Source organism: Hyphomicrobium sp. (assembly GCF_041659645.1).
Classification (GTDB): Bacteria; Pseudomonadota; Alphaproteobacteria; order Rhizobiales; family Hyphomicrobiaceae; genus Hyphomicrobium_B.
In genome coordinates, this window is the sequence record NZ_JBAZXX010000005.1 from 100,035 (window position 1) to 121,946 (window position 21,912).

The window sequence follows — 21,912 nt, forward strand, 5'->3', positions numbered from 1 at the left end:
TGCCCGCAGAGGAGTATTTCGATGGCACGCACGATGACCGGCGCCGAAATCGTCATGACGGCGCTGGCCGACCAAGGCGTCGATACGATTTTCGGATATCCGGGCGGCGCGGTTCTTCCGATCTATGACGAGATCTTCCAGCAGGAGAAGGTCCGCCACATTCTTGTGCGCCAGGAAGGCGGAGCGCTGCACGCGGCCGAAGGCTACGCGCGCTCGACGGGTAAGGTCGGCGTTTGCCTCGTAACGTCGGGGCCGGGCGCGACCAATGCGGTGACGGGTCTTGCCGACGCGTTGATGGATTCTATTCCGCTCGTCTGCATTACAGGGCAGGTGCCGACGCATCTGATCGGTAACGATGCGTTCCAGGAATGCGATACGGTCGGCATTACGCGGCCGTGCACGAAGCACAACGTGCTGGTGAAGAACGTCAACGATCTGGCGCGCATTCTGCACGAAGCGTTTCATATCGCGCGCACGGGCCGTCCGGGTCCGGTTGTGGTCGACATTCCCAAGGACGTGCAGTTTGCGACCGGCAACTATGTCGGCCCGTCGAACATCCAGCACAAGACTTACCGGCCGAAGCTGAAGCCGGATCAGCAGGCGGTGCGCGAGGCTGTCGACTTGATCGCGAGTGCCAAGCGGCCAGTGTTTTACACCGGCGGCGGCGTCGTCAATTCAGGTCCGAAGGCGAGCCAGTTGCTTCGGGAATTCGTGCGCTTGACGGGCTATCCGATCACGTCGACGCTGATGGGTCTTGGCGCTTATCCGGCGTCGGACAAGCAGTGGCTCGGCATGCTCGGGATGCACGGCACCTACGAAGCCAATATGGCGATGCACGATTGCGACGTGATGATCAACATCGGCGCACGCTTCGACGATCGTATCACGGGGCGTGTCGACGCGTTTTCGCCGAACTCCAAAAAGATCCACGTCGATATCGATCCGTCTTCGATCAACAAGAATATCATGGTCGATATTCCGATCATCGGCGATTGCGCTTACGCGCTCGAAGATATGCTGCGCGTCTGGAAGGCGAAGGCGCCGGTGCTCGATAAGGCCGCGCACAAGACGTGGTGGAAGCACATCGATAGCTGGCGGGCGAAGAAATCGCTGTCCTACAAGGCGTCCAAAGATATCATCATGCCGCAGTACGCGTGTCAGCGGCTCAATGAGTTGACGAAGAATCGCGACACATATTTCACGACCGAGGTCGGTCAGCATCAGATGTGGGCGGCGCAGTTCCTGAACCTCGAAGAGCCGAATCACTGGATGACATCGGGTGGGCTCGGCACGATGGGCTATGGATTGCCCGCCGCGATCGGGGTACAAATTGCGCATCCGAAATCGCTCGTTGTTGACGTTGCGGGCGATGCGTCCATTCTGATGAACATTCAGGAATGCTCGACGGCCGTGCAGTACCGGCTTCCGGTCAAGGTTTTCATCATGAACAACGAATACATGGGCATGGTGCGTCAGTGGCAGCAGCTTCTGCACGGCAATCGGCTGTCGGAGAGCTACACCGAGGCACTGCCGGACTTCGTGAAGCTGGCGGACGCCTACGGCTGGACAGGCATGCGCTGCGAGCATCCCGCGGATCTCGACGATGCGATAAACGAGATGATCAACACGAAGGGTCCGGTCATGTTCGATTGCCGGGTCGCGAAGCTTGCGAACTGTTTCCCGATGATCCCATCGGGCAAGGCTCACAACGAGATGCTGCTCGGCGAGAATACCGAAGAGGAAGTCGAGAACGCTATCGGAGAAGCAGGAAAGGTGCTGGTTTGAGAACGCACGGGGGAACAGGTTTCGGAATTCTCGGCGCGGTCTTCGCGGTTTTCGCGATGAGCTTCGTCGCGGTTCCGCATGCGTCTGCCGCCAAAGAGACCTGGGACCACGTCGCCAACATCAAGGACGCCGCCCGGCGTCTCGGCGTGTTGCACCGGCAGGAAGGTTCGGCGGGTGTGCTGAAGTTTCTCGACGCCTGCTATCGGACGCAGATGCTCGCCAGCGAATATTCACCGGGCCTCGAGTCGTGTCTGGCGCAGGATTACATGCACAGCCAGGTGCTGGCGCAGATCTATGCGCGTATTCCGCAAGAGCAGCGCGTGCGAATGGGAACGCCCGCGCCTGAGGATATCGCGCGCGGCATGGGTGCGCGATTCGTTGCTGCCTTTACGGCCTACAAGATCTCCGTCAAGCAGGCGGACGACTTCAAGAAGATGGTCGACAAAAATGGCATGCCGATTTTTCTGAAGTCGGTGTTCCCGCCGAGGAAGCCGGGCGATCCCGATAGCGGCGCGGCGGACGGCAACAAATAGCGATGCTGAAGCTCGTCATCGGCAACAAACTCTATTCGTCGTGGTCGCTCCGGCCATGGCTTGTGTTGTCTTCATTTGCCATTCCGTTCGAAGAAGAGATCATTCCGCTGCGGATGCCGGACAGTCGCGGGCGGATGCTGGAGTATTCGCCCTCTGGGAAAGTGCCGGCGCTGGTCGACGACGAGGTGACGGTGTGGGAGAGTCTCGCCATCATCGAATATCTGGCGGAGAAATTTCCCGACGTCGCGATCTGGCCGCGAGACGGCAACGCGCGGGCTCATGCGCGGGCGATTTCGAACGAGATGCACTCAGGTTTTCAGACTTTGCGGCAGGCCTGCCCGATGCATCTCGGCGCGCGCTTCGCGACGCCACCGATCACGGAAGCCTTGCGGGCGAACATTGACCGGGCCGAAGACATATGGTCGGAAGCGCGCAATCGCTTTGCCGGCGGGCGGCCATTTCTTTACGGGCCGTTTTCGGCCGCTGACGCGATGTACGCGCCGGTCGTCGCGCGGTTCGACAGCTATCAAATTCCCGTCCGGGAATCGACGCGTGCTTATATGGATGCCGTTCTGGCGCATCCGGCTTTCGCCAACTGGCGCGAGGCGGCCCTCGTAGAACCGTGGAGCATTCCCGATTATGCTACCGGCCATACCCTTGTTGAGAGTTTTGTTTGAACACGAAGAGACCGACGATGTCTGAACCACTGAAGCAGTCGCACTACCCGAGCCCCTCGCGTTCGCAGGAGATCGTATCGCGAACGCTGTCCGTCGTCGTCGATAACGAGCCGGGCGTGCTGGCGCGTGTCATCGGGCTGTTCGCGGGCCGAGGTTACAACATCGACTCGCTGACTGTTACCGAGGTCGAGCATGAGCGGCATCTGTCGCGCATCACCATCATCACCAGCGGAACGCCGGCGGTCATTCAACAAATCAAGACGCAGCTCGAACGCCTCGTTCCGGTGCATCGCGTCCGCGATCTGACGGAAGAAGGCGGCGCGATCGAACGCGAGCTTGCGCTGGTAAAGGTTGCGGGCAAGGGCGACAAGCGGATCGAAGCGCTGCGCCTCGCCGAGATCTTCCGGGCCAAGGTCGTCGACACATCGATCGAGCATTTCGTGTTTGAGGTCACCGGCAAGCCCTCGAAGATCGAGACGTTCATTCAGCTCATGTCGGAGCTCGGTCTCGTCGAGGTTTCGCGAACGGGCATTGCGGCCATCGGGCGTGGCGCGATCGGCTGACGACATTCAGCTCGGAAACTGACAACACATTATCGAATTGGGACGAGCAGACGCTTCGGTGTGCTGCCGACGACAAATGTCTCACGAACTCTTTCTTTCGCTGATTACCTTCGCGCTCGTCTCGGCCCTGACGCCCGGGCCGAACAACACGATGCTGCTGGCGTCCGGCGTTAACTTCGGTTTCGTGCGAACGCAGCCGCACATTCTTGGCGTCGTCATCGGCTTCACGATCATGATCGTGGCGGTCGGTCTTGGCATCGGCCGCGTGTTCGTGCTTTTTCCGCCGCTTTACACGGCGTTGCGCGTCGTCAGCATTGCCTATCTCTTATGGCTCGCGTGGCGGATCGCGACGGCGGGGGCGACCGATCCGATCGTCAGCGATGAAGCGCGGCCGATGACGTTCATCGAAGCTGCGCTCTTTCAGTGGGTCAATCCGAAAGGCTGGACGGTTTGCTTGAGCGTCGCGGCGAATTACGTTGCGCCGGACCATCTGTGGAATGATTTGGCCTTGCTTTCTGTGGTTTTTACGCTGGTTTCGACGCTGTCGGCGTCGGTTTGGGCGTTGTTCGGCACGTCGCTTCGGTCGCTTCTCAAGGACGAGCGGTCGATGCGGGCTTTCAACATCGCGATGGCTGTCGCGCTTGTCGCGTCGCTCTGGCCAATCGTGCGGGACCTGATATGAGAAAAGAATCGCGCACAAGCTTTGCCGATGTTTCGCCGCCGCCCGCCTCGTGGGGCGGTTCGGTTAATGCCGCTTTGCAATATGAGCCGATAGGCTGCGGTGAAATATTCCGAATTAGGGCAGTCGGTAGCACCTCCGGGCCGTTGAATCCTTATTCCGATATCTGTAGGTTCCGCCCAGTTTTCAGGGCGCCCGTCTCCGGATGGATATGGGCCGCCATACGCATTCAACCCAGCCCGACTGTCGATTTCGACCGGGGAACCCGAGAGGCCGCCCATGCGCGTCTATTATGATCGTGATGCCGACATCAATCTTATCAAATCAAAAAAAGTCGCTGTCGTCGGCTACGGCAGTCAGGGCCACGCGCATGCGTTGAACCTTAAAGATTCCGGCATCAAGGACATCGTCATTGCGCTTCGCAAGGGCTCGGGTTCGGCGGCGAAGGCCGAGCAGGCCGGTCTCAAGGTCATGGAAGTCGCCGACGCTGCGAAGTGGGCGGACGTCATCATGATGCTGACGCCCGACGAGCTTCAGGCCGACATCTATAAAGAGCAGCTCGCTCCGAACATGAAGAAGGGCGCGGCGCTGCTGTTCGCGCACGGCCTCAATGTCCACTTCAATCTGATCGAGCCGCGCGAAGATCTCGACGTCGGCATGATCGCGCCGAAGGGCCCGGGCCACACGGTGCGCGGCGAATATCAGAAGGGCGGCGGCGTGCCGTGCCTCATCGCTGTCCATCAGGACAAGAGCGGCAACGCGCATGATCTCTTCTTGTCGTATGCGTCGGCGATCGGCGGCGGGCGTTCGGGCGTCATCGAGACGACGTTCCGCGAAGAGTGCGAGACGGACCTCTTCGGTGAGCAAGCCGTGCTTTGCGGCGGCCTCGTCGAAATGATCCGCGCCGGTTTCGAAACACTGGTCGAAGCGGGCTATGCGCCGGAGATGGCGTATTTCGAATGTCTCCACGAGGTGAAGCTGATCGTCGACCTCATCTACGAAGGCGGCATCGCCAATATGAACTACTCGATTTCAAACACGGCCGAGTACGGCGAGTATAAGACGGGGCCGCGCATCATCACGCCGGAGACGAAGGCTGAGATGAAGCGCGTGCTGACGGACATTCAGACCGGCCGATTCGTGCGCGACTGGATGCTCGAGGTGAAAGCCGGTCAGCCGAACTTCAAGGCGACGCGCCGCTTGAACGATGCGCATCAGATTGAGGAAGTCGGCGCCAAGCTTCGCGGGATGATGCCGTGGATCGGCAAGAACAAGCTTGTGGACAAGGGCAAGAACTGATCCGTCCGGGCGTCAACGCAAGCAACCGAATTAAAAAACGCGGTGGCCTTCCGAGGTTGCCGCTTTTTTATTGGGGCTCGTCCATCGGCATCGTCATGCCGACGGAGGTCGGCGCCCCGACGACGAGCCATGTTCCCGGTGTCGTGATTCGACTGGATCCCGGCCTTCGGCCTGGATGATGTGATGGGTCGGTACGAGTTGGGTGAGCCGCTGTTGTGATGGATATGATGAAACGGGAACCGACCCGCGCTACCGCGCTCTTGGGGAGGGTTTACGTGCGGCAGCGCGGGCGGTCCACGTCATATCCAGCCTTTGCCCTTGCGGGGTGCAGGCCGGGACTAACGCGGGCGGCAGAGGAGCGGGGACCTCTGCCGCCCGTTTCCGAATATTGCCGCTGACGCGACATCTTCGGATTCGGAGGGGCTCGCGCGCGGCTGGTTGCCTACGCGAGCCCCGATGAGATTTTCATCGGGAGGCAGATGGATTCTCAGGCACCTCGCCAGAATGTGTCCTGGTACAACACCAGGAACTGAAACCGGCTAAGAGGTGCTGGGAGATCTTGACTGTCGCCCCCCAGCGACGCTGTCGTTAACGTCATATGGCTGTCGAATCTTGGCCGCGTCATGACGAAACTTGGCTCAACACGTGGCTGAAGCGAATTTGTGCGATTGGGATCGCGGGTTAAAACCAATTGCGATATCGGCAATTCGAGCATTTGAAATTCAGCGAAAATACGCCAGGGACTTTTGATCAAACCGAGACTTATTTGTGGCTTGTTGGGTTGGACCGCGTTCTCCGGCCAATTGCAAAGGTGAAAATACGAATGAAATCCCAGGCCGGCTTTCCGCACGGAAACAGCGTTAAGGTCGTATCGCGTTGCGTTCTGAATGTCGTTGGCGATGACTGGCCGTTCGCCGACACGTACGCCAAGGAGGTCGACGCGCACTGGCAAGATGCGACAGCCGCCAATCCCGCTTACTTCAACGGTATCGTACATCTCGTGAGCGATGCGCAGGCGGTGGGAACCGAACTTCACGCGTCGTTGGTCCGCACCAATTTCAAAAGCTTTCTCTACTGGCGATCGCTCGGGTTTCCGGAAGCGGGCGTCATCGACGGGTTTGGATCAGCGCTCATTCGCGCATCCGACGGAAAGATCATATTGGTTCGGCAGCGCCCCGGAAACGTCAACTCGGGATTTGCCTACCTGCCGTCAGGTTTCATCGACGACCGCGATGTGCTGCCCGATGGCACGATCGATATCGGCGCGAGTGTCGAGCGGGAAATCGAGGAAGAAATCGGCGAGGCAGGTAAAAGCCTTCAACGCGAGGAAGGGATCGTCGTCGTGCGGTACGGCACATATTTGTGTTTCGCCGTACCGTTCTATTGGCCGATGGCAAGCGAAGAGTTTGCCGCCCAGGTCGAACAGCACAATGCCATATCGGACCATCCGGAACTCGAAGCTGTCATTCCAGTCGGCCAGCTCGAAGATCTCGAAGGCCTGGCGATGCTGCCCTATGCGCGCTTGTTGCTCGAAACACTTTTGGTCGCGCGCTAAAGGTCCTCCTGGTGCGGAAAAAGGGCTTGGCTCCGGCGGAGGCTTGACGCATGGTGCCGCCGCTCGCGCGGCCATTTCAGCGCAATCGACAGCGGGGAGACCGGCGCACGATGGCGCTTACCTATCACGTCCTGGATGTGTTTACGGAACGCCCGTTCGGCGGCAATCCGGTTGCTATCGTGCTGGAAGCCGATCGTCTGAGTTCGTCTGAAATGCAGACGATCGCGCGGGAGTTCAACCTCTCGGAGACGGTTTTCGTGCTTGCGTCGTCGAGCCCAGGCCATACGGCGCGCATTCGCATCTTCACGCCGAGCCGCGAATTGCCGTTTGCTGGTCATCCGACGCTCGGGGCGGCCATTCTACTTGCCGACCTTCGGACGTCGCTCGTCAACGGCGAGAGCGACGCGATCATCGCGCTCGAAGAGGAAATTGGCAGCATCCGCGTCGGCGTGCGCAAGCGAGGCGGCGGCGCGGCGTTCGGTGAATTCGATGCGCCGAAGATATCGAATGCGCCCGAAGCTCTTTCGGAGCCCGAGGAAATCTCGGCAGCGGTCGGTCTCATCTCAACGGAGATTGGTTTCGAGAACCACAAGCCGACTCTCCTCAAGAGCGTGCCGACGTTTGCCTTCATGCCGGTCGCCAACCTCGAAGCGATGGCCAAGGTGAGGGTTACGCCGAAGCATTGGGTGCGTGCCTTCACCGATCGCGGCGTTCAGGGTGTCTATCTTTATACGCGGCAGTGCGTGCGGGCTCAGTCGGCGTTTCACGCGCGCATGTTCGCTCCGGATCTCGGCGTGCCGGAAGATCCGGCGACCGGCTCGGCTGCGGCGAGTTTCGCCTATATCGTGCAGGAATTCGACGTGCTGCCTGACGGCACACATAAGCGCGCCATCGAGCAAGGCATCGAGATGGGCCGTCCGAGTGCGATTTCGCTGACCATGACGGTTGCGCGCGGAAAGCTCGAAGGCGTCCGCATTGGCGGCTATGCCGTGCGGATCGCCGAGGGCGTCCTCAAGATCTGACGTTTGGCCCGCCGCGATGTGGCAGCATGCGGAGAAGCGTGTTGTCCTTTTGCAGATAATGATGCGCCAGGGCGGCAAGGGCATGAAGGCCGATGACGTAGTAGAGGGCGTTACCGAGAAACTCGTGGACCTCTTCCAAGTTGTGCGCGAGTGCTTTGTCCTCGCCGATGATGGGCGGGATGGAGAGACCGTAAAAGGGAATAGAGTGGCCGCCCGCGCTTACCATCGTCCAGCCAAGTAACGGCATTCCGATCATTGCAGCGTAGAGCGTCAGATGCGTCAGATGTGCGATGGCAGTCTGCCATGAGGCGGGGCGAGGAGCGATCGGCGGCGCGGCGTTTTGCGTGCGAACGCCGATGCGAACGATGACGAGCAGAAAAACCGTGATTCCGAGCATCATATGGATGGAACCGAGTAGCGCCCGTGTTTCACTGCCCTTCGGATAGTAGCCCTTCAGCTCGATCGCGGTGAAAACCGCCGCGATGAGTATTGCCATGATCCAGTGCAGTGCGATGGCGGCCGGGGGGTAGCCGGTGGTGTTGGACGTAGGATTTGAGGCGACGACGGTCACGGAATTTTCTCCATGTAGCCTTATGCGACTTAATCTGCCCTTGAGCGCTCGGGTGAAATTGAGGCTGATCAATGTTCTCTTTATTTCAAAAGTGAATGGCTTGAGATTAAGAAACGCAAAAGCCCGGCTAATCCGTCTTGGTGAATATCGAGAACCGCCGCGGGAAGCTCGATTTTCTTCCTTTGCGGCCACGCGACCGAGGGATGGCTTGATTTTCTGGGGCCAGATCGGTTATTCACCGCAGACTGGACCTTCGACCGGTTTTCTTGGATCTGTTGCCGTTATGGCCTGCGCGACCGACACCGCCGTTTCTTTTGCGCCCGCGAGGAGCACGCGCGGCGGGTCCTTTGCGTCCAAGCTTCTGCTTTCGCTCCTCCTTACCGGCCCCTGGGCCGCATGACGCCCGGCTGTCCGCCGGGTTTGTGCCCAGGGGATCGGACGGCCAGGACTTACGAGCTTGAGAGCGAAAAGCGGCAGACCCCAGAGGTCGCCCGGTAAAGGATGAGAAGCACATGACGTCCCCAACTCAAGACGCGCCGGTAGAGCCAATGCGCGAAGACGATAAGATCATCATTTTTGATACAACGCTGCGCGACGGCGAACAGTGTCCCGGCGCGACGATGACGTTCGAGGAGAAGCTGCAGGTCGCCGAGCTTCTCGATTCGATGGGTGTCGACGTTATCGAGGCGGGCTTTCCGATTGCGTCGGATGGCGACTTCGAGGCCGTGACCGAGGTCGCGAAGCTCGCGAAGCAGTCGGTGATCTGCGGGTTGGCGCGCGCGAACTTCGGCGATATCGACCGGGCAGGCGAAGCCATCAAGCCGGCGAAGCGCGGGCGCATCCACACGTTCATCGGCACGTCGCCGCTGCATCGCCAGCATCAGCTGCAGATGACGCAAGAGCAGGTCTATGAGCGCGTCGTCTCGTCCGTGACGCGAGCGCGCGGTTACACCGACGATGTCGAGTGGAGCGCAATGGACGCGACGCGGACCGAGCACGACTATCTCTGCCGTGTCGTCGAGGCCGCGATCAAGGCTGGCGCTACGACGATCAATATTCCCGACACGGTCGGCTACGCGCTGCCGGAAGAATATTTCGATCTCATCACGATGCTGAAGACGCGCGTGCCAGGCATGGACAAGGTTGTGATCTCGACCCATTGCCATGACGACCTGGGTCTCGCGGTTGCGAACTCGCTGGCAGGTGTACGCGCGGGCGCGCGGCAGATCGAATGCACGATCAATGGCCTCGGCGAACGGGCGGGCAACGCCGCGCTCGAAGAGGTGGTAATGGCGATCCGGACGCGTCACGATCTGCTGTCGTATCGCACGGGCATTACGTCCGAGATGCTGTCGCAGGCGTCGAAGCTCGTTTCGGCGGTGACGAATTTTCCGGTGCAGTACAACAAGGCCATCGTCGGCCGGAACGCGTTCGCGCACGAGAGTGGCATCCACCAGGACGGCGTGCTGAAGAATACCGAGACCTACGAGATCATGACGCCCGAGTCGGTCGGCGTCGGTAAATCGTCGCTCGTCATGGGCAAGCACTCGGGCCGCGCCGCATTCAAGTCGAAGCTGAAGGAGCTTGGCTACAATCTCGGCGACAACGCGATGGAAGATGCCTTCAATCGCTTTAAAGCGCTCGCCGACCGTAAGAAGCACGTCTACGACGAGGACATCGAGGCGCTCGTCGACGATGGCGTCGCGCACATCAACGACAACGTCAAATTGTCGGCGCTGACCGTCATTGCCGGAACGATGGGTCCGCAAACCGCGACTCTGACGCTCGACATCGGTGGACAACCGAAGACGGTGCAGAGCGTCGGCAATGGGCCTGTCGATGCAACCTTCAATGCCATCAAGATGCTGCTGCCGCACAATGCGCGCCTGGAGCTCTATCAGGTTCACGCGGTGACGGAAGGGACCGACGCGCAAGCCGAAGTCTCTGTGCGCCTTGAGGAAGATGGACGTGCCGTGACCGGGCGCGCTGCCGATCCCGACACGCTCGTCGCGTCGGCGCGGGCGTATGTTGCGGCGCTCAACAAGCTCGTCGTCAAACGGCAAAAGACGGCTCAGGCGCAGCAGGCGATTTAGCCGGAAAGCCTATATTTCCTGAATTATCGGTCGGGGTAGCGTGCGACCAACGAAGCATGCTACCCCGCACGCGTTTGTCTGTGTATGTACGTGGCTGCAGTCGAAGCCGTCCGGCACTCGCCTCAGCCGTCGACGGCCGTGACTTTGATTAACGCCGTGCGTCCCGTAAGCTCGGGCGACATGAAATGGGCCGGGTTCACGGGATGTTTGGTTTAGGCGTTAAAAGAGCATTTTCCGACAGCATTGCCATCGATCTCGGTACGGCCAACACTCTCGTCTATGTTGCTGGGCGCGGCGTCGTTCTGAACGAGCCGTCGGTGGTCGCCATCCGTTCGCGCGGTGGCGTGCGCGACGTTCTGGCGGTGGGCGAGAAGGCCAAGGAGATGCTGGGGCGGACGCCCGAAGGCATCGAGACGATCCGGCCGCTGCGCGACGGCGTCATTGCCGATTTCGTGGCGACGGAGGAAATGCTTCGGCAGTTTATCGGCCGGACGAAATCGATCGTCGGGTTCATTCGTCCAACCATTTTGATTTGCGTGCCGGCGGGCGCGACGCCGGTCGAGCGGCGGGCCGTCTATGAAACGGCGATGTCGGCGGGGGCGAGGAAAGTCTATCTTGTCGAAGAGCCTGTCGCGGCGGCGATCGGCGCGGGACTGCCGATCGATGAGCCGAAGGGATCGATGGTCGTCGATATCGGTGGCGGCACGACGGATATCGCGGTGCTTTCGCTGGGCGGCGTCGTGCAGGCGAACTCGATCCGCTGCGGCGGCAACGCGATGGATGAAGCGATCATTCTCTACGTTCGCCGCCGTCACCAGCTTCTAATCGGTGAAGCGAACGCCGAGCGCATCAAGATCGAGGCCGGATCGGCGTCGGGCAACGTCAATGGCGAGACCGCCGAGATCTTCATTCGCGGCCGTGAGATCCGCGAAGGCAAACCAAAAACGGTGGTGCTTGGGCCGCAGGATATCGCGGAAGCGCTGGAAGCGCCGATCGAGAGGATTTCAGAATTCATTCAGCACGCAATTGAGGATCTTCCGCCGGAGATTTCGACGGATATTTGCGAACGCGGTATTCATCTTTCGGGCGGCGGAGCGAAGCTCGCTAAGCTCGATGCCGAACTCGAACGGCGGATCGGCATCAAAGTTCATATCCCCGAGCAGCCGGAACAGTGCGTCATTGCGGGGTCGGCGGCAATTCTGGAAAGGCTCAAAGACCGCGAGCATCTTTTGATCAAGCCTTGAGCTTGATCGACGTTCGCATTCGAGAGCAGCGGATAACGATCATGGCGCGCGTCAAGGAAGGTCATCTCGTTTTCAAGCGCGGCGACGATGCGGCGCGGGGCCGGCGCATGCGGCCCGTTCTGCTTTTTCTCATTTTTGTCGCGTCGGCCCTGATGCTGTTGAGCCGGCTCGATCACAGCATGCTCGGGGACGTTCGCTGGCAGATCACGTCTTGGATGATGCCGGTGTTCAGAACCGCGATGGTTCCGCTCGAACCGATCCGCGAGATGGGGCGAACGATCTCGACGCAGCTTGAACTGCAAACCGAACTCGAACGCCTCAAACAAGATAATCGCAGGCTGGCGAGCTGGGAGTGGCGCGCACGGCAACTGGAGACGAAGCTCTCCGGTCTCGAAGCGATTGCGAAAGTCGTTCCTGAGCAGAAGCTCGATTTTATCACGAGCCGGGTGATCGCGGATTCGACTGGAGCTTTCGGGCACAACGCCACAATCGATGCGGGGGACGCGCGCAAGGTGAAATTGGGCTATCCGGTCATCAACGGTGATGGGCTCGTCGGGCGTGTCGTCGATGTTGGCGCCAACGCCGCACGCGTGCTCTTGGCGACGGACATCGATAGCCGAATTCCGGTCGTCGTCGGGCCGAATGCGCAGCGGGCGATCATGGCGGGAGATAACGGCGCGCGTCCTCGTCTCATCTATCTTGCGGACGGCGCCAAGGTATCGCCGGGCGATGACGTCTCCACATCGGGGACAGGGGGGCTTTTCCCGATCGGGCTTCGTCTCGGCGTCGTTGCGGATGACGCGGGGTCAGATCCGCGCGTGGCGCTGCGAGCCAATCTCGATCGGCTGGACTACGTCAGCGTGCTTTTCTTCGACGATCCGTCGGCGGACCTGACAGGCGATCTCTCATCTCGCAAATCGGCGAGCACCGCCAAGAACAGCGATCCGTCCCGTGCCTCGGGGGGCGGACCATGACGCGGCTTCGTTTCGTGATGCCCGTCGTGTCCGTTGCGGTGCTGACGATCGTTGCGATCCTGCCTTGGGGAATGGCGGCGGACGATCGCTTCGTGCTGCCGCTGCTGCCGATCGTGGCCATCTATTATTGGACTCTCGATCTCGACGCGTGGCTGCCGGAATGGGTGATTTTTCTTGCCGGTCTGATGCTCGATGTGCTGACGCAAGGGCCGCTCGGCTATTGGGCGCTGGTTTATCTCGTTGCCTATGTCTGCGCTGTTTATGCGTCGCGCTTAGACGTCGAGGGGACGGCGAAGACATTGGTGCTTTTTGCCGGGGCGATTGTCTCGGTGACTGTATTCGCCTGGTTTGTGGCGTCGTTCTATTTTCTTGAAAGCCTTGATTTCCGGCCCTATGCGCGTGGCGCCGGGTTTGCCGTCGTCGCGGCCGTTATCGTCACGCTCGCGTTCGGCGCCTTCGGAACCGCGGGCAAATCCGTCCGACCCGTCCGGCTGACGCGGGGCGATTGATGGCGGACCCCCCGGACGATGAACGGCGACGGCGGAATCAATTCACGCGGCGATGCTTGATGCTCGGAGGCGCGCAGGCGGCGGGATTTGGTCTCATCGGCTTGCGCCTGTTCGATTTACAGGTGCGCGACGCCCACCGCTATGCGCCGCTCGCGGAGGACAACCGGATCAATTTGCAGGTTCTGCCGCCGAAGCGGGGACGAATTCTCGACGCGTTCGGCCGCGTCATCGCCGACAATGACGACGTCTTTCGCGTGACGATCACGCCGTCGCTCGCGCGCGACGTCGGTGCTATCCTGCGGCGCGTCGGCCATATCGTGCCGCTGACGGATGACGAGATCGCGGGAATTGTCACGCGCACGCGCAAGAAAAATCGAAATCTGCCGACGATCATCGCATCCGATCTTTCGTTCGAGCAGGTGGCGAAACTCAATCTCCATGCGCCGAGCCTTCCAGGCATCAAGACCGATCTTATTTGGCGCAGGCGCTATCGAGACGGCGCAGCGCTCAGCCATGTCGTCGGCTTTGTTGGAAGCGTCGAGCATTTCGGCATCGATGACGATGCGGTGATCCGTATTCCGGATTTTCGCGTCGGCAAGAGCGGCGCCGAGCTTGGATTCGATGCCGATCTTCGCGGCACGGGGGGAACGCTGAAATCGGAAGTTGATGCGCGCGGACGCATCGTGCGCGAGCTTGAAAAAGTTGATCCCGTGACGGGCCGCGACGTTACGCTCACGATCGACTCCGAGCTGCAACGTCGCGTCGTCGAGCGCATGCAGGGCGAGCGACGAGCATCGGCTGTCTTGCTCGATATCGCCACGGGTCACATCGTGGTGATGGCATCGGTGCCGGGCTTCGATCCGACGAATATTGCGGGAGGCATATCGGAAAGCGATTGGGCGACGCTCTTGGGATCGGGAGACGAGCCGCTGCTCAACCGCGCGATTTCAGGTCTCTATGCACCGGGCTCGACGTTCGTGGTGGTTACAGCTCTTGCGGCGCTCGACGCCGGGGTCGTTTCGCTTGATGAGCGCATCGTCTGCAACGGCCGATACGAATACGGCGGCCAAATCTATCGCTGCTCGAATTCCGCGGGGCATGGCAGCATCACGCTGCATGACGCTATTCGGTCGTCGTGCGAGGTGTTTTTCTACGCGATGTCGTTGCGGCTCGGCATCGGCCGGATCGCGGGAGCGGCGCGGGCCATGGGCATGGGCGCGGTGAGTGATATCGGCCTATCGGAAGCGAAGCCGGGCGTCGTTCCCGATCCCGATTGGAAGAGGGGCAATCTTTACGCAGGATGGCTTGGCGGCGAAACGCTGTTGACCGGGATCGGACAGGGTTACGTTCAGGCCACGCCGTTGCAGCTTGCGGTCGTGGCGGCGCGTCTGGCGAGCGGACGTGCGGTCGCGCCGGTATTGCGCAAACCCGCGGTGCCAGAGGCGGGATCGGGGGCGTTTGCAGAACTCGCGTTTCAAGCCGCGCATTTCGAAACTGTGCGGCGCGCCATGACAGCTGCCGTCAACGACGCTGGCGGGTCGGCGGCGAAGGCCAAGCTCGCTGAGGGCAAGCCCTTAGTCGCCGGCAAGACGGGCGTGTCGGACACTAGTGCTTGGAGCGGAGAAAGCACGGCGACGAGGATGGCATGGCCGAAGCGTAGTCATGCGCTGTTTATCGGCTACGAACCAGCGGACGCGCCTCGCTATGCCATTGCGACCGTCATCGAGCACGGCGGTGACGGTGAAGCCGCCGCGGCGCTGGCGAGCGACATCCTTGCGCTCGCGACCGATCGTGTTTCCGATGAACGCCGCAGGTCGGGCGGCGACAGCGGAAATGTGCCCGGCGTTGGCGCCGGACGCGACGAGGCAGGATGATGAAAGCCGTCTATTCTGCGTGGAATACCGGGCAACCGCTTCGGATCGGCGCAAAGTTGTTGCGCGTCCACTGGCCCGTTATCGTCACGACCTGCATTCTGGCGGGCATTGGCACGGCGACGCTCTATTCCGTATCCGGCGGCTCGTTCCTGCCTTGGGCCGAGCGTCACACGCTGCGATTTCTGGTCATGCTCGCGGTCGTCGTTTTCATGGCGACGGTGCGTCTCGAAGTCTGGATGAAGCTCGCCTATCCGGTCTATGCGGTGGCGCTGCTGACATTGGCGCTCGTTCCGTACGTCGGTGTCGAGGCGCTCGGCGCCAAGCGATGGATCGGCGCGGGGGTCATTTCGTTCCAGCCGTCCGAGCTGATGAAGCTGGCGCTGGTCGCGGCGCTCGCGCGCTACTACGTGCACCTCCGCTCTGACGAGGTCGGTCGACTGCGCAATGTCCTCATTCCATTGGCGATGATCGGCGTACCTGTTCTGTTGACGTTGCAGCAGCCCGACCTTGGATCGGCGGCGCTGTTCGTGGCGCTCGGGCTATCGCTGATGTTCCTCGCCGGAGTGCCGATGCGCTACTTCGCTTTTGGTGCGATCGTGGCGATCGCGGCGCTGCCGGCGATCTGGTCGGGTATGCACGGCTATCAGAAGCGGCGCATCGAAGTCTTTCTCAATCCCGGCACGGATCCGCTTGGGGCGGGCTATCACATCACGCAATCGAAAATCGCGCTGGGAGCGGGCGGCATCGCTGGGACAGGGTTCATGCAGGGAACGCAGAGCCAGCTCAACTTCGTTCCGGAGAAGCACACGGACTTCATCGCAAGCATTATCGGCGAGGAGTGGGGTTTCACCGGCATGATGGTGCTCCTCGCGATCTACGCCGCCCTCATCCTGATGATGATGCTGATGGCCCAGCGATGCGAGAACCGGTTCGCGCGGCTGGCCATCGCGGGATCAGCGATGACGTTCTTCGTCTACGTCTTCATCAACCTGGCGATGGTCACGGGGCTTGTCCCGGTCGTCGGCGTTCCACTACCACTCGTATCGTATGGGGGCACTTCGATGACGACGCTGATGCTAGGGCTCGGCATTGCTATGTCGGCATACGTTCACGGGCGCGACGGACGGCATTGAAGGAAAATCCCCCGGGTCCAAACGGTCGATCGCCGCCGTATTTGCATTGTGAGAGCGTCGAAAAATCGCAATTTTCTCAATTGGCTGGCGAATGCGGACGATGGGGGTGGACAGAGCCGTATGGCGATGCTATGCGCTCCATCCTCAGGGCCCGTTCGGGCCCTTAGCCGTCCTTGAAGGCCAAGTGCCTTCGTCGATGGGACGGTCATTGGTACGGGTGATTAGCTCAGTTGGTAGAGCAGCTGACTCTTAATCAGCGGGTCCACGGTTCGAGCCCGTGATCACCCACCAAATGTCCGAAATCTCGAAGAAATCTCTGCAGGCGGTTTTACGATCACCGCTGACTCTCGAAGCATAAATCGCGTAATGCTCGTTCTTACGCTGAAACGAACTGATCTGTCCTGCGAATGACAGCTTCCGTCTCAAGAGCGGACTCCGGGGTCGCCCGACGCTGGTGAACTGCGAGCATTGAGCCGAGAATCACTTCTAGGCCAATATGCCTGTGCTCACCGCTGAAAAATTCGCTAGGCAATATCGCATCTAGGCGCAACGGCTGCTGTATGCGCGCCAACAAAATAGAGTGATCCTATAATCTAATCTCTCAATGTCCTCGGGGTGCAGCCAAATCGCCTTTTAAATGACCTGTTGAACGTCGAAAGGTCCGTGAATCCCCAATTATAGGCTATGGTTGAGATGGGTGCGCGTCTGGCAGCGAGCAAATCGACACGGACGTGATCCAGCCTCCTGGCCGTTACGTACGCACTAAACGTCGTGCCAGCTGACGCGAACATCTTGTGCACGTACCTTTCGGAAATCCGCAGCTCCTTCGCAGTATAAGCTGCGGAGAGAGTCGAGTTGGTCAGGCGGTCCTCGATGAAGGATACGACGGCACGCAGCGATGCAGCATCCGCTGACTGCAAAATGCTGTCGTGCTTATCGGCAAGGGCACCCACACCGAGGGGGATAAGATCAACAATCGCGTCAAATAACCCCATCAATTCCGCAGACGAGGCAGAGACGAGCCGATTCGATGCGTACGACAGGCTGGTTGCGAGCGGACTAAGAAGCCTTTCGCGCGGATAACGCATGTTTAAAAGAAAATCTTCGGGGACGGGAATGTCGCTAAATAGATCTTTAGGAAACCGAAAGCCCATCGTATCGGTCAAAGACTGACCTTCAGAGGCCAGACTCGTCAACGTTACAGGTAGAGTACTGTCGAAGAAAAGCAGGTCGCCCTTACGTGCGATGTTAGTACGGCCCTGCTGTTCGAAAACCATGGACCCCGATAGGATATAGAACGCGCAAAACCATTCGTCAGAAGAATGCGCGACGTCGGACTTCGTTCTTATGTACTCGGTTGGCACACTCTTCTGCCGACCCATGAAGCCCCGGCCGAGCGTGATGTTTTCCGCGCGTGCACGGAAAGATGATCCTTCGATTTGCTTTGGTGTAAATGGAAGGCCGTTAGCTCGCATTGTATCCCGAAAAAATGTGTAGGCTTCCGCTGGCGAACAATACTGCGTATCCCAAACCCTCAATTCAGGAGCCGATTTGTCAGCACTATCTGGCTTTTCTCTCCCCATAATATTTCTCCTTTTTTCTTGAGGCTACTACGCCGCCGCCGCCAGTCAACAGCGCGCAGCGCGTTAATCAGGAAAGCGCCAATCCCTCGTTGGGGGCACGCGCGCTCTTGCTCGTGTTCCCAGATTTTGACTGGGCGCCGACTGAACATTCTAAGCACTGACATCACTCCGAGACCCTGAAATTTGGGCGAATGCCCGAAAGGTTCAGCCGGGCCCAAGACCGCCGCAGCGTGCGCACGGATGGTGCCCTGCACGGCTTCTGCCGGGACGTAGATCACCGCACAGATGCACGTGACCAATAAGAGCAAGCGAGCACGAGAAACGTGTTCAAGGAGAAAATAGCAATGGGACGGAAACTCACTTCAAGCGCAGCAGGAAGTGCATGCCGCGAAAGCGCGGGTTCGTTTGCCTTAAGGGGAGGCAAATTTGGACTGACGCTTCTCGCGTGCTCGGTTGCCGCCATTTTTCTGGCGGGGCCGGCTTCGGCACATAACGATGACGAAAACGCCAGAAGCGCACCAGTCGTACGCACGGTCGAAGGCGTGGTGCGGGGCTACACCGAAAGCGGTGTCAGCATTTTCAAGGGAATCCCTTACGCGGCTCCGCCGGTGGGTGATTTGAGATGGAGACCCCCTCAACCGGTCAAGCGCTGGAAGTCCACGCTTGATGCCACGGAATTTGGAAGCCATTGCCCGCAGGTTACGACTCTCGCTACATTCGCGGGACCAACGAGCACGAATGAAGATTGCCTTTTCCTCAACGTCTTCACCCCAAACAAGGGTGGCAAAAAAGCCGTCATCGTCTGGGTTCACGGGGGCGGCAACTACGCCGGTGGATCGGCCGACTACGATGCATCCAAGCTCGCGACGGGCGGACCCGATGGCGTGCCTACCGTTGTCGTCACTCTCAACTATCGATTTGGGTTATTGGGCATTTTTTCCCACCCGGCGATCAACAATGAAGGGCACCTGTGGGGGAACTATGCGGCTCTCGATGTAAATGCGGTGCTTCGATGGGTGCAACGGAACATTGCTGCGTTCGGTGGTGACCCGACCCGTGTGGCCGTCGGTGGGCAATCTGGAGGAGCGCACAACGTCGGCGTTCAAGTGGTTTCTCCTTTGAGCAATGGCTTGTTCAACCGCGCGATAGCACAGAGTTCACCATCGTTCATCTTTCCGGGTGTCGTACCTGCGGCTACCGCATCGAGCAGGGGACAAAGTTTCGCCGAGGCAGCCGGATGCCCAGGCTCTAGCGCCGCCGCCGCTAAATGCCTCCGCAAGCTCTCCATCGCACGCATCCTCCAATTGCAGGGGCGGGCAAACGCGGCCAATTCCTACTTCAGTCAGTCGATCATCGACGGCACGATTATTCCTGCAGATCCGCAGGCCGTTGCCGCCGGCCGGTTCAATAAGATGCCGATACTGGGAGGGTCGACTAAAGATGAGAGTACGTTCAATCTTGGCAACATGGAGTACTTCACGGATCCCCTGGCACCGATGACTTCGGCACAGTACGAGGCTTTAACCCCGGCCAACGTTTTGGCTCAATATCCGATCAGCAACTACGGCAACAATCCCGGCATTGCGTTTACCAGGTCCAAGACGGATCAGTTGAAATGTTCGGAACTTCACAACGTGCAACTCCTGGCTAGCCATGTGCCGGTCTACGCTTACGATTTCAGATATCAAAATAGCCCGTACTATGCTCCACAAATGCCGGGCTTTAAGGCGTTGGCTGCGCACACCATCGATATTCAATATCTCTTTGCTGGGTTCCACGGCGGAAATCTAGGCGTGAACATCGACCAGGAAACAGGACAACCCCGCGAGCTCAATGAGCAAGAGACAAAGCTGTCTAATGCCATGGTGGCCGCTTGGACAAATTTCGCGAGATCCGGAAATCCCAATGGCTCGGGCAATTCCCCCTGGCCGCAATTCACGGGCGGCGGTAATGCGAAATATCTCGTGCAAGACATGCCTCTTTCGACAATCACGGTTTCTCAGCTACGCAGCGACTACAAGTGCGACTTCTGGGACTCGGTGCTAGGGTACTGATCGGCAATCGAACCGAAGCGTTGAAAGTGGCGGCAATTGCCGCCACTTTCTAAAACGTCGAGAATAGGGGAGGAGAGCCGCCGCTGCCGAGTAAGCAGCAGTTCACAGAGGCGAATTCGCTAACCACCGGCTTTGCTCTCGTGGGGCTGGATCGTCAGTATTGCACCATTTTTTGCGCTGTCGGGGTGACTTCGCAAATGGGTCAGAAGCGGCGGTGGTGGACATAAAGTCATGAGTGGTCGGCTTATGCCTCCCGACGCGGGATTCGACGCCTAAGATCTGTGAAATTTGCTACGCCCCATGACCACTCTTGACGCTGTATGACCGCGCATGGCGACATCAAAGTGTAAAACCTTATTGATTTCACTAGAAATCCCGTTGCCTCTTAATCAGCGGGTCCACGGTTCGAACCAGTGATCACCCACCAAGCATAAGCAATCTCAAAGCAATTTTCGCGGTCGGTTTCACAATTGCAGCTGACTCTCGAAATCTCGATGGCGAAATGTCAGCTCTTCTTCGGAAATTGGACGGAACCATCCTCCGCTGTAGATGTCAGCTGGGGCCGGAAACAGAAATTGCTATTTCGATCGTAGAGCGGTCGCGAGGCGGCTTACGCCAATGCGGATCTCTCTTTCCTCAAGGGCGGCGTACCCGAGAACAAAGCCGGCTTTTCGTTTCGGGGCGGGGCCATGGCCATCACCGTAAAGACCGGAAATAGGATAGATGCCAACGCCTCGTTGCCTGCCCAGCCCGGCAATGTGGTTTTCCCGGGCCGGTTCAAAGTCGTTGAACCAGGTGACCACATGGAGGCCGGCGTCCGATCCTTGAACATCGATCGCGTCGCCAAAATGATCTGAAAGTGCGGTGAGCAGCGCCGCGCGCCGCTGCGCATTCTTTCGCCGAAGCTTTTTCACGTGCCGCTCGTAAGCACCCGATTGTATGAAGCTGGCCAGCGCGGCCTGCTCCAGTGTCGGGGAGTGGCGATCGGTTAGGCGCTTGGTGGTGCGGAACGCGTCGACAAGCTCGGTCGGCGCCACAAGGTATCCGAGGCGTAGCAATGGCGAGACCGTCTTTGATATCGTTCCGAGATAGACTACGCGTCCTGAATGATCCAAGGCATGCAACGGTTGGATAGGACGGATGTCGTATCGGTACTCGCCGTCGTAGTCGTCCTCAATGACGTAAGCGCCCGCCGTAGCGGCCCAATCCAATAGTTGAGCACGGCGCGAAGCGGAGAGAACGTGACCCAGCGGGAATTGATGCGACGGCGTCACATAGCAAAGGCGCGCCTTCTTAACGTCCGCAAGAACCTCTGTCTGCAAACCTTCGTCGTCGACCGGGACAAATTGTGGGATGGCGCCGGTGCTCTCAAAAATATGCCGGGCCGCCCAATAGCAGGGGTTCTCGATCACGAACCGGTCGCCGCTGTCGAGCAATATTCGCGAACAGAGATCGAGGCCCTGCTGAGACCCATTGACGATGACGATCTGGTCAACGCTGCAGCTCAGGCCCCGGGTACGCCACAGGTATGCTTGCAGCGCGGTTCGCAGTTCTTTTGATCCTTCCGGCTGCTGATAGCGCAGACTGCGGGCCCGAGACGTTGCCATGGTCTTCATCAAAGCCCGTCGCCATGTCAGGCGCGGGAAGTCAGCAGCGGCAATGTCACCATAGCGGAAGTCGATTTGCATACTCTCCAGCGCCACCGGCGGAGCGGGCAACTCGGTAACACGCCGCGCGAAAGCAGATAGACGAGGCGTTTTTGAT

Annotated in this window: 18 protein-coding genes and 1 tRNA gene; 16 read left to right on the forward strand and 3 right to left on the reverse strand. The window is 59.5% G+C overall.

The window, feature by feature from the left end; all coding sequences use genetic code 11:
* Nucleotides 1-21 precede the first annotated feature (21 nt).
* From WC811_RS18450 to WC811_RS18485, 8 genes are all read left to right on the forward strand, one after another.
* Nucleotides 22-1,785 (forward strand): acetolactate synthase 3 large subunit, encoded by a 1,764-nt coding sequence (locus WC811_RS18450; protein ID WP_372646865.1) that lies wholly within the window; start codon nucleotides 22-24, stop codon nucleotides 1,783-1,785.
* The gene (locus tag WC811_RS18455; RefSeq protein ID WP_372646867.1) at nucleotides 1,782-2,318 is read left to right on the forward strand and encodes a hypothetical protein; all 537 of its coding nucleotides are present in this window, start codon (nucleotides 1,782-1,784) and stop codon (nucleotides 2,316-2,318) included. Before WC811_RS18450 ends, WC811_RS18455 begins: the two co-directional genes overlap by 4 nt.
* Before the next feature lie 2 nt (nucleotides 2,319-2,320).
* Nucleotides 2,321-2,995 carry a glutathione S-transferase family protein gene (locus WC811_RS18460; RefSeq protein WP_372646868.1) on the forward strand — a complete coding sequence of 225 codons (675 nt, stop codon included), beginning with the start codon at nucleotides 2,321-2,323 and terminating at the stop codon, nucleotides 2,993-2,995.
* A gap of 17 nt (nucleotides 2,996-3,012) precedes the next feature.
* Complete coding sequence (ilvN, locus tag WC811_RS18465) at nucleotides 3,013-3,558, forward strand: acetolactate synthase small subunit (protein WP_372646869.1); 546 nt, start codon at nucleotides 3,013-3,015, stop codon at nucleotides 3,556-3,558.
* 76 nt (nucleotides 3,559-3,634) lie between these two features.
* Nucleotides 3,635-4,240: a LysE family translocator gene (locus tag WC811_RS18470; RefSeq protein ID WP_372646870.1), complete on the forward strand. Its 606-nt coding sequence runs from the start codon at nucleotides 3,635-3,637 to the stop codon at nucleotides 4,238-4,240.
* Nucleotides 4,241-4,516: 276 nt separating this feature from the next.
* The gene (gene ilvC, locus WC811_RS18475) at nucleotides 4,517-5,536 is read left to right on the forward strand and encodes a ketol-acid reductoisomerase (protein WP_372646871.1); all 1,020 of its coding nucleotides are present in this window, start codon (nucleotides 4,517-4,519) and stop codon (nucleotides 5,534-5,536) included.
* Nucleotides 5,537-6,359: 823 nt separating this feature from the next.
* Nucleotides 6,360-7,091 (forward strand): NUDIX hydrolase, encoded by a 732-nt coding sequence (locus WC811_RS18480; RefSeq protein ID WP_372646873.1) that lies wholly within the window; start codon nucleotides 6,360-6,362, stop codon nucleotides 7,089-7,091.
* A 110-nt stretch (nucleotides 7,092-7,201) separates the two neighbouring features.
* On the forward strand, nucleotides 7,202-8,113 hold the full coding sequence (locus WC811_RS18485; protein WP_372646874.1) for a PhzF family phenazine biosynthesis protein: 912 nt from the start codon (nucleotides 7,202-7,204) through the stop codon (nucleotides 8,111-8,113).
* On the opposite strand, the gene WC811_RS18490 is transcribed toward WC811_RS18485, so the two are convergent.
* Nucleotides 8,103-8,684, reverse strand: coding sequence for a cytochrome b (locus WC811_RS18490; protein ID WP_372646875.1), 582 nt, complete (start codon nucleotides 8,682-8,684; stop codon nucleotides 8,103-8,105). The two genes, WC811_RS18485 and WC811_RS18490, sit on opposite strands and share 11 nt — an antisense overlap.
* Nucleotides 8,685-9,196: 512 nt before the next feature.
* Here WC811_RS18490 and WC811_RS18495 point away from each other — a divergent pair.
* From WC811_RS18495 to WC811_RS18525, 7 genes are all read left to right on the forward strand, one after another.
* The gene (locus WC811_RS18495; RefSeq protein ID WP_372646876.1) at nucleotides 9,197-10,777 is read left to right on the forward strand and encodes a 2-isopropylmalate synthase; all 1,581 of its coding nucleotides are present in this window, start codon (nucleotides 9,197-9,199) and stop codon (nucleotides 10,775-10,777) included.
* Nucleotides 10,778-10,980: 203 nt separating this feature from the next.
* Nucleotides 10,981-12,021, forward strand: a complete 1,041-nt coding sequence (locus WC811_RS18500) for a rod shape-determining protein (RefSeq protein ID WP_372647132.1) — start codon at nucleotides 10,981-10,983, stop codon at nucleotides 12,019-12,021.
* Nucleotides 12,018-12,995 (forward strand): rod shape-determining protein MreC, encoded by a 978-nt coding sequence (gene mreC / locus WC811_RS18505; protein ID WP_372646877.1) that lies wholly within the window; start codon nucleotides 12,018-12,020, stop codon nucleotides 12,993-12,995. Before WC811_RS18500 ends, mreC begins: the two co-directional genes overlap by 4 nt.
* Entirely contained in the window at nucleotides 12,992-13,504 is a 513-nt protein-coding gene (mreD, locus tag WC811_RS18510; RefSeq protein ID WP_372646878.1) for a rod shape-determining protein MreD, read from the forward strand. The genes mreC and mreD overlap by 4 nt, the downstream gene beginning before the upstream one ends.
* Nucleotides 13,505-13,563: 59 nt before the next feature.
* Complete coding sequence (mrdA, locus tag WC811_RS18515; RefSeq protein ID WP_372646879.1) at nucleotides 13,564-15,378, forward strand: penicillin-binding protein 2; 1,815 nt, start codon at nucleotides 13,564-13,566, stop codon at nucleotides 15,376-15,378.
* A complete protein-coding gene (gene rodA, locus WC811_RS18520; protein ID WP_372646880.1) occupies nucleotides 15,378-16,511 on the forward strand; it encodes a rod shape-determining protein RodA in 1,134 nt (377 codons plus the stop codon). Before mrdA ends, rodA begins: the two co-directional genes overlap by 1 nt.
* Nucleotides 16,512-16,726: 215 nt before the next feature.
* Nucleotides 16,727-16,802: transfer RNA gene (locus WC811_RS18525), tRNA-Lys, on the forward strand.
* Between the two features lie 302 nt (nucleotides 16,803-17,104).
* Here WC811_RS18525 and WC811_RS18530 read toward each other — a convergent pair.
* Nucleotides 17,105-18,094 (reverse strand): helix-turn-helix domain-containing protein, encoded by a 990-nt coding sequence (locus WC811_RS18530; protein WP_372646881.1) that lies wholly within the window; start codon nucleotides 18,092-18,094, stop codon nucleotides 17,105-17,107.
* A 344-nt stretch (nucleotides 18,095-18,438) separates the two neighbouring features.
* Here WC811_RS18530 and WC811_RS18535 point away from each other — a divergent pair, with 344 nt between their 5' ends.
* Nucleotides 18,439-20,148, forward strand: coding sequence for a carboxylesterase/lipase family protein (locus tag WC811_RS18535; protein WP_372646882.1), 1,710 nt, complete (start codon nucleotides 18,439-18,441; stop codon nucleotides 20,146-20,148).
* A gap of 578 nt (nucleotides 20,149-20,726) precedes the next feature.
* On the opposite strand, the gene WC811_RS18540 is transcribed toward WC811_RS18535, so the two are convergent.
* Nucleotides 20,727-21,836, reverse strand: a complete 1,110-nt coding sequence (locus WC811_RS18540; protein ID WP_372647133.1) for a PLP-dependent aminotransferase family protein — start codon at nucleotides 21,834-21,836, stop codon at nucleotides 20,727-20,729.
* Between the last annotated feature and the right edge of the window lie 76 nt (nucleotides 21,837-21,912).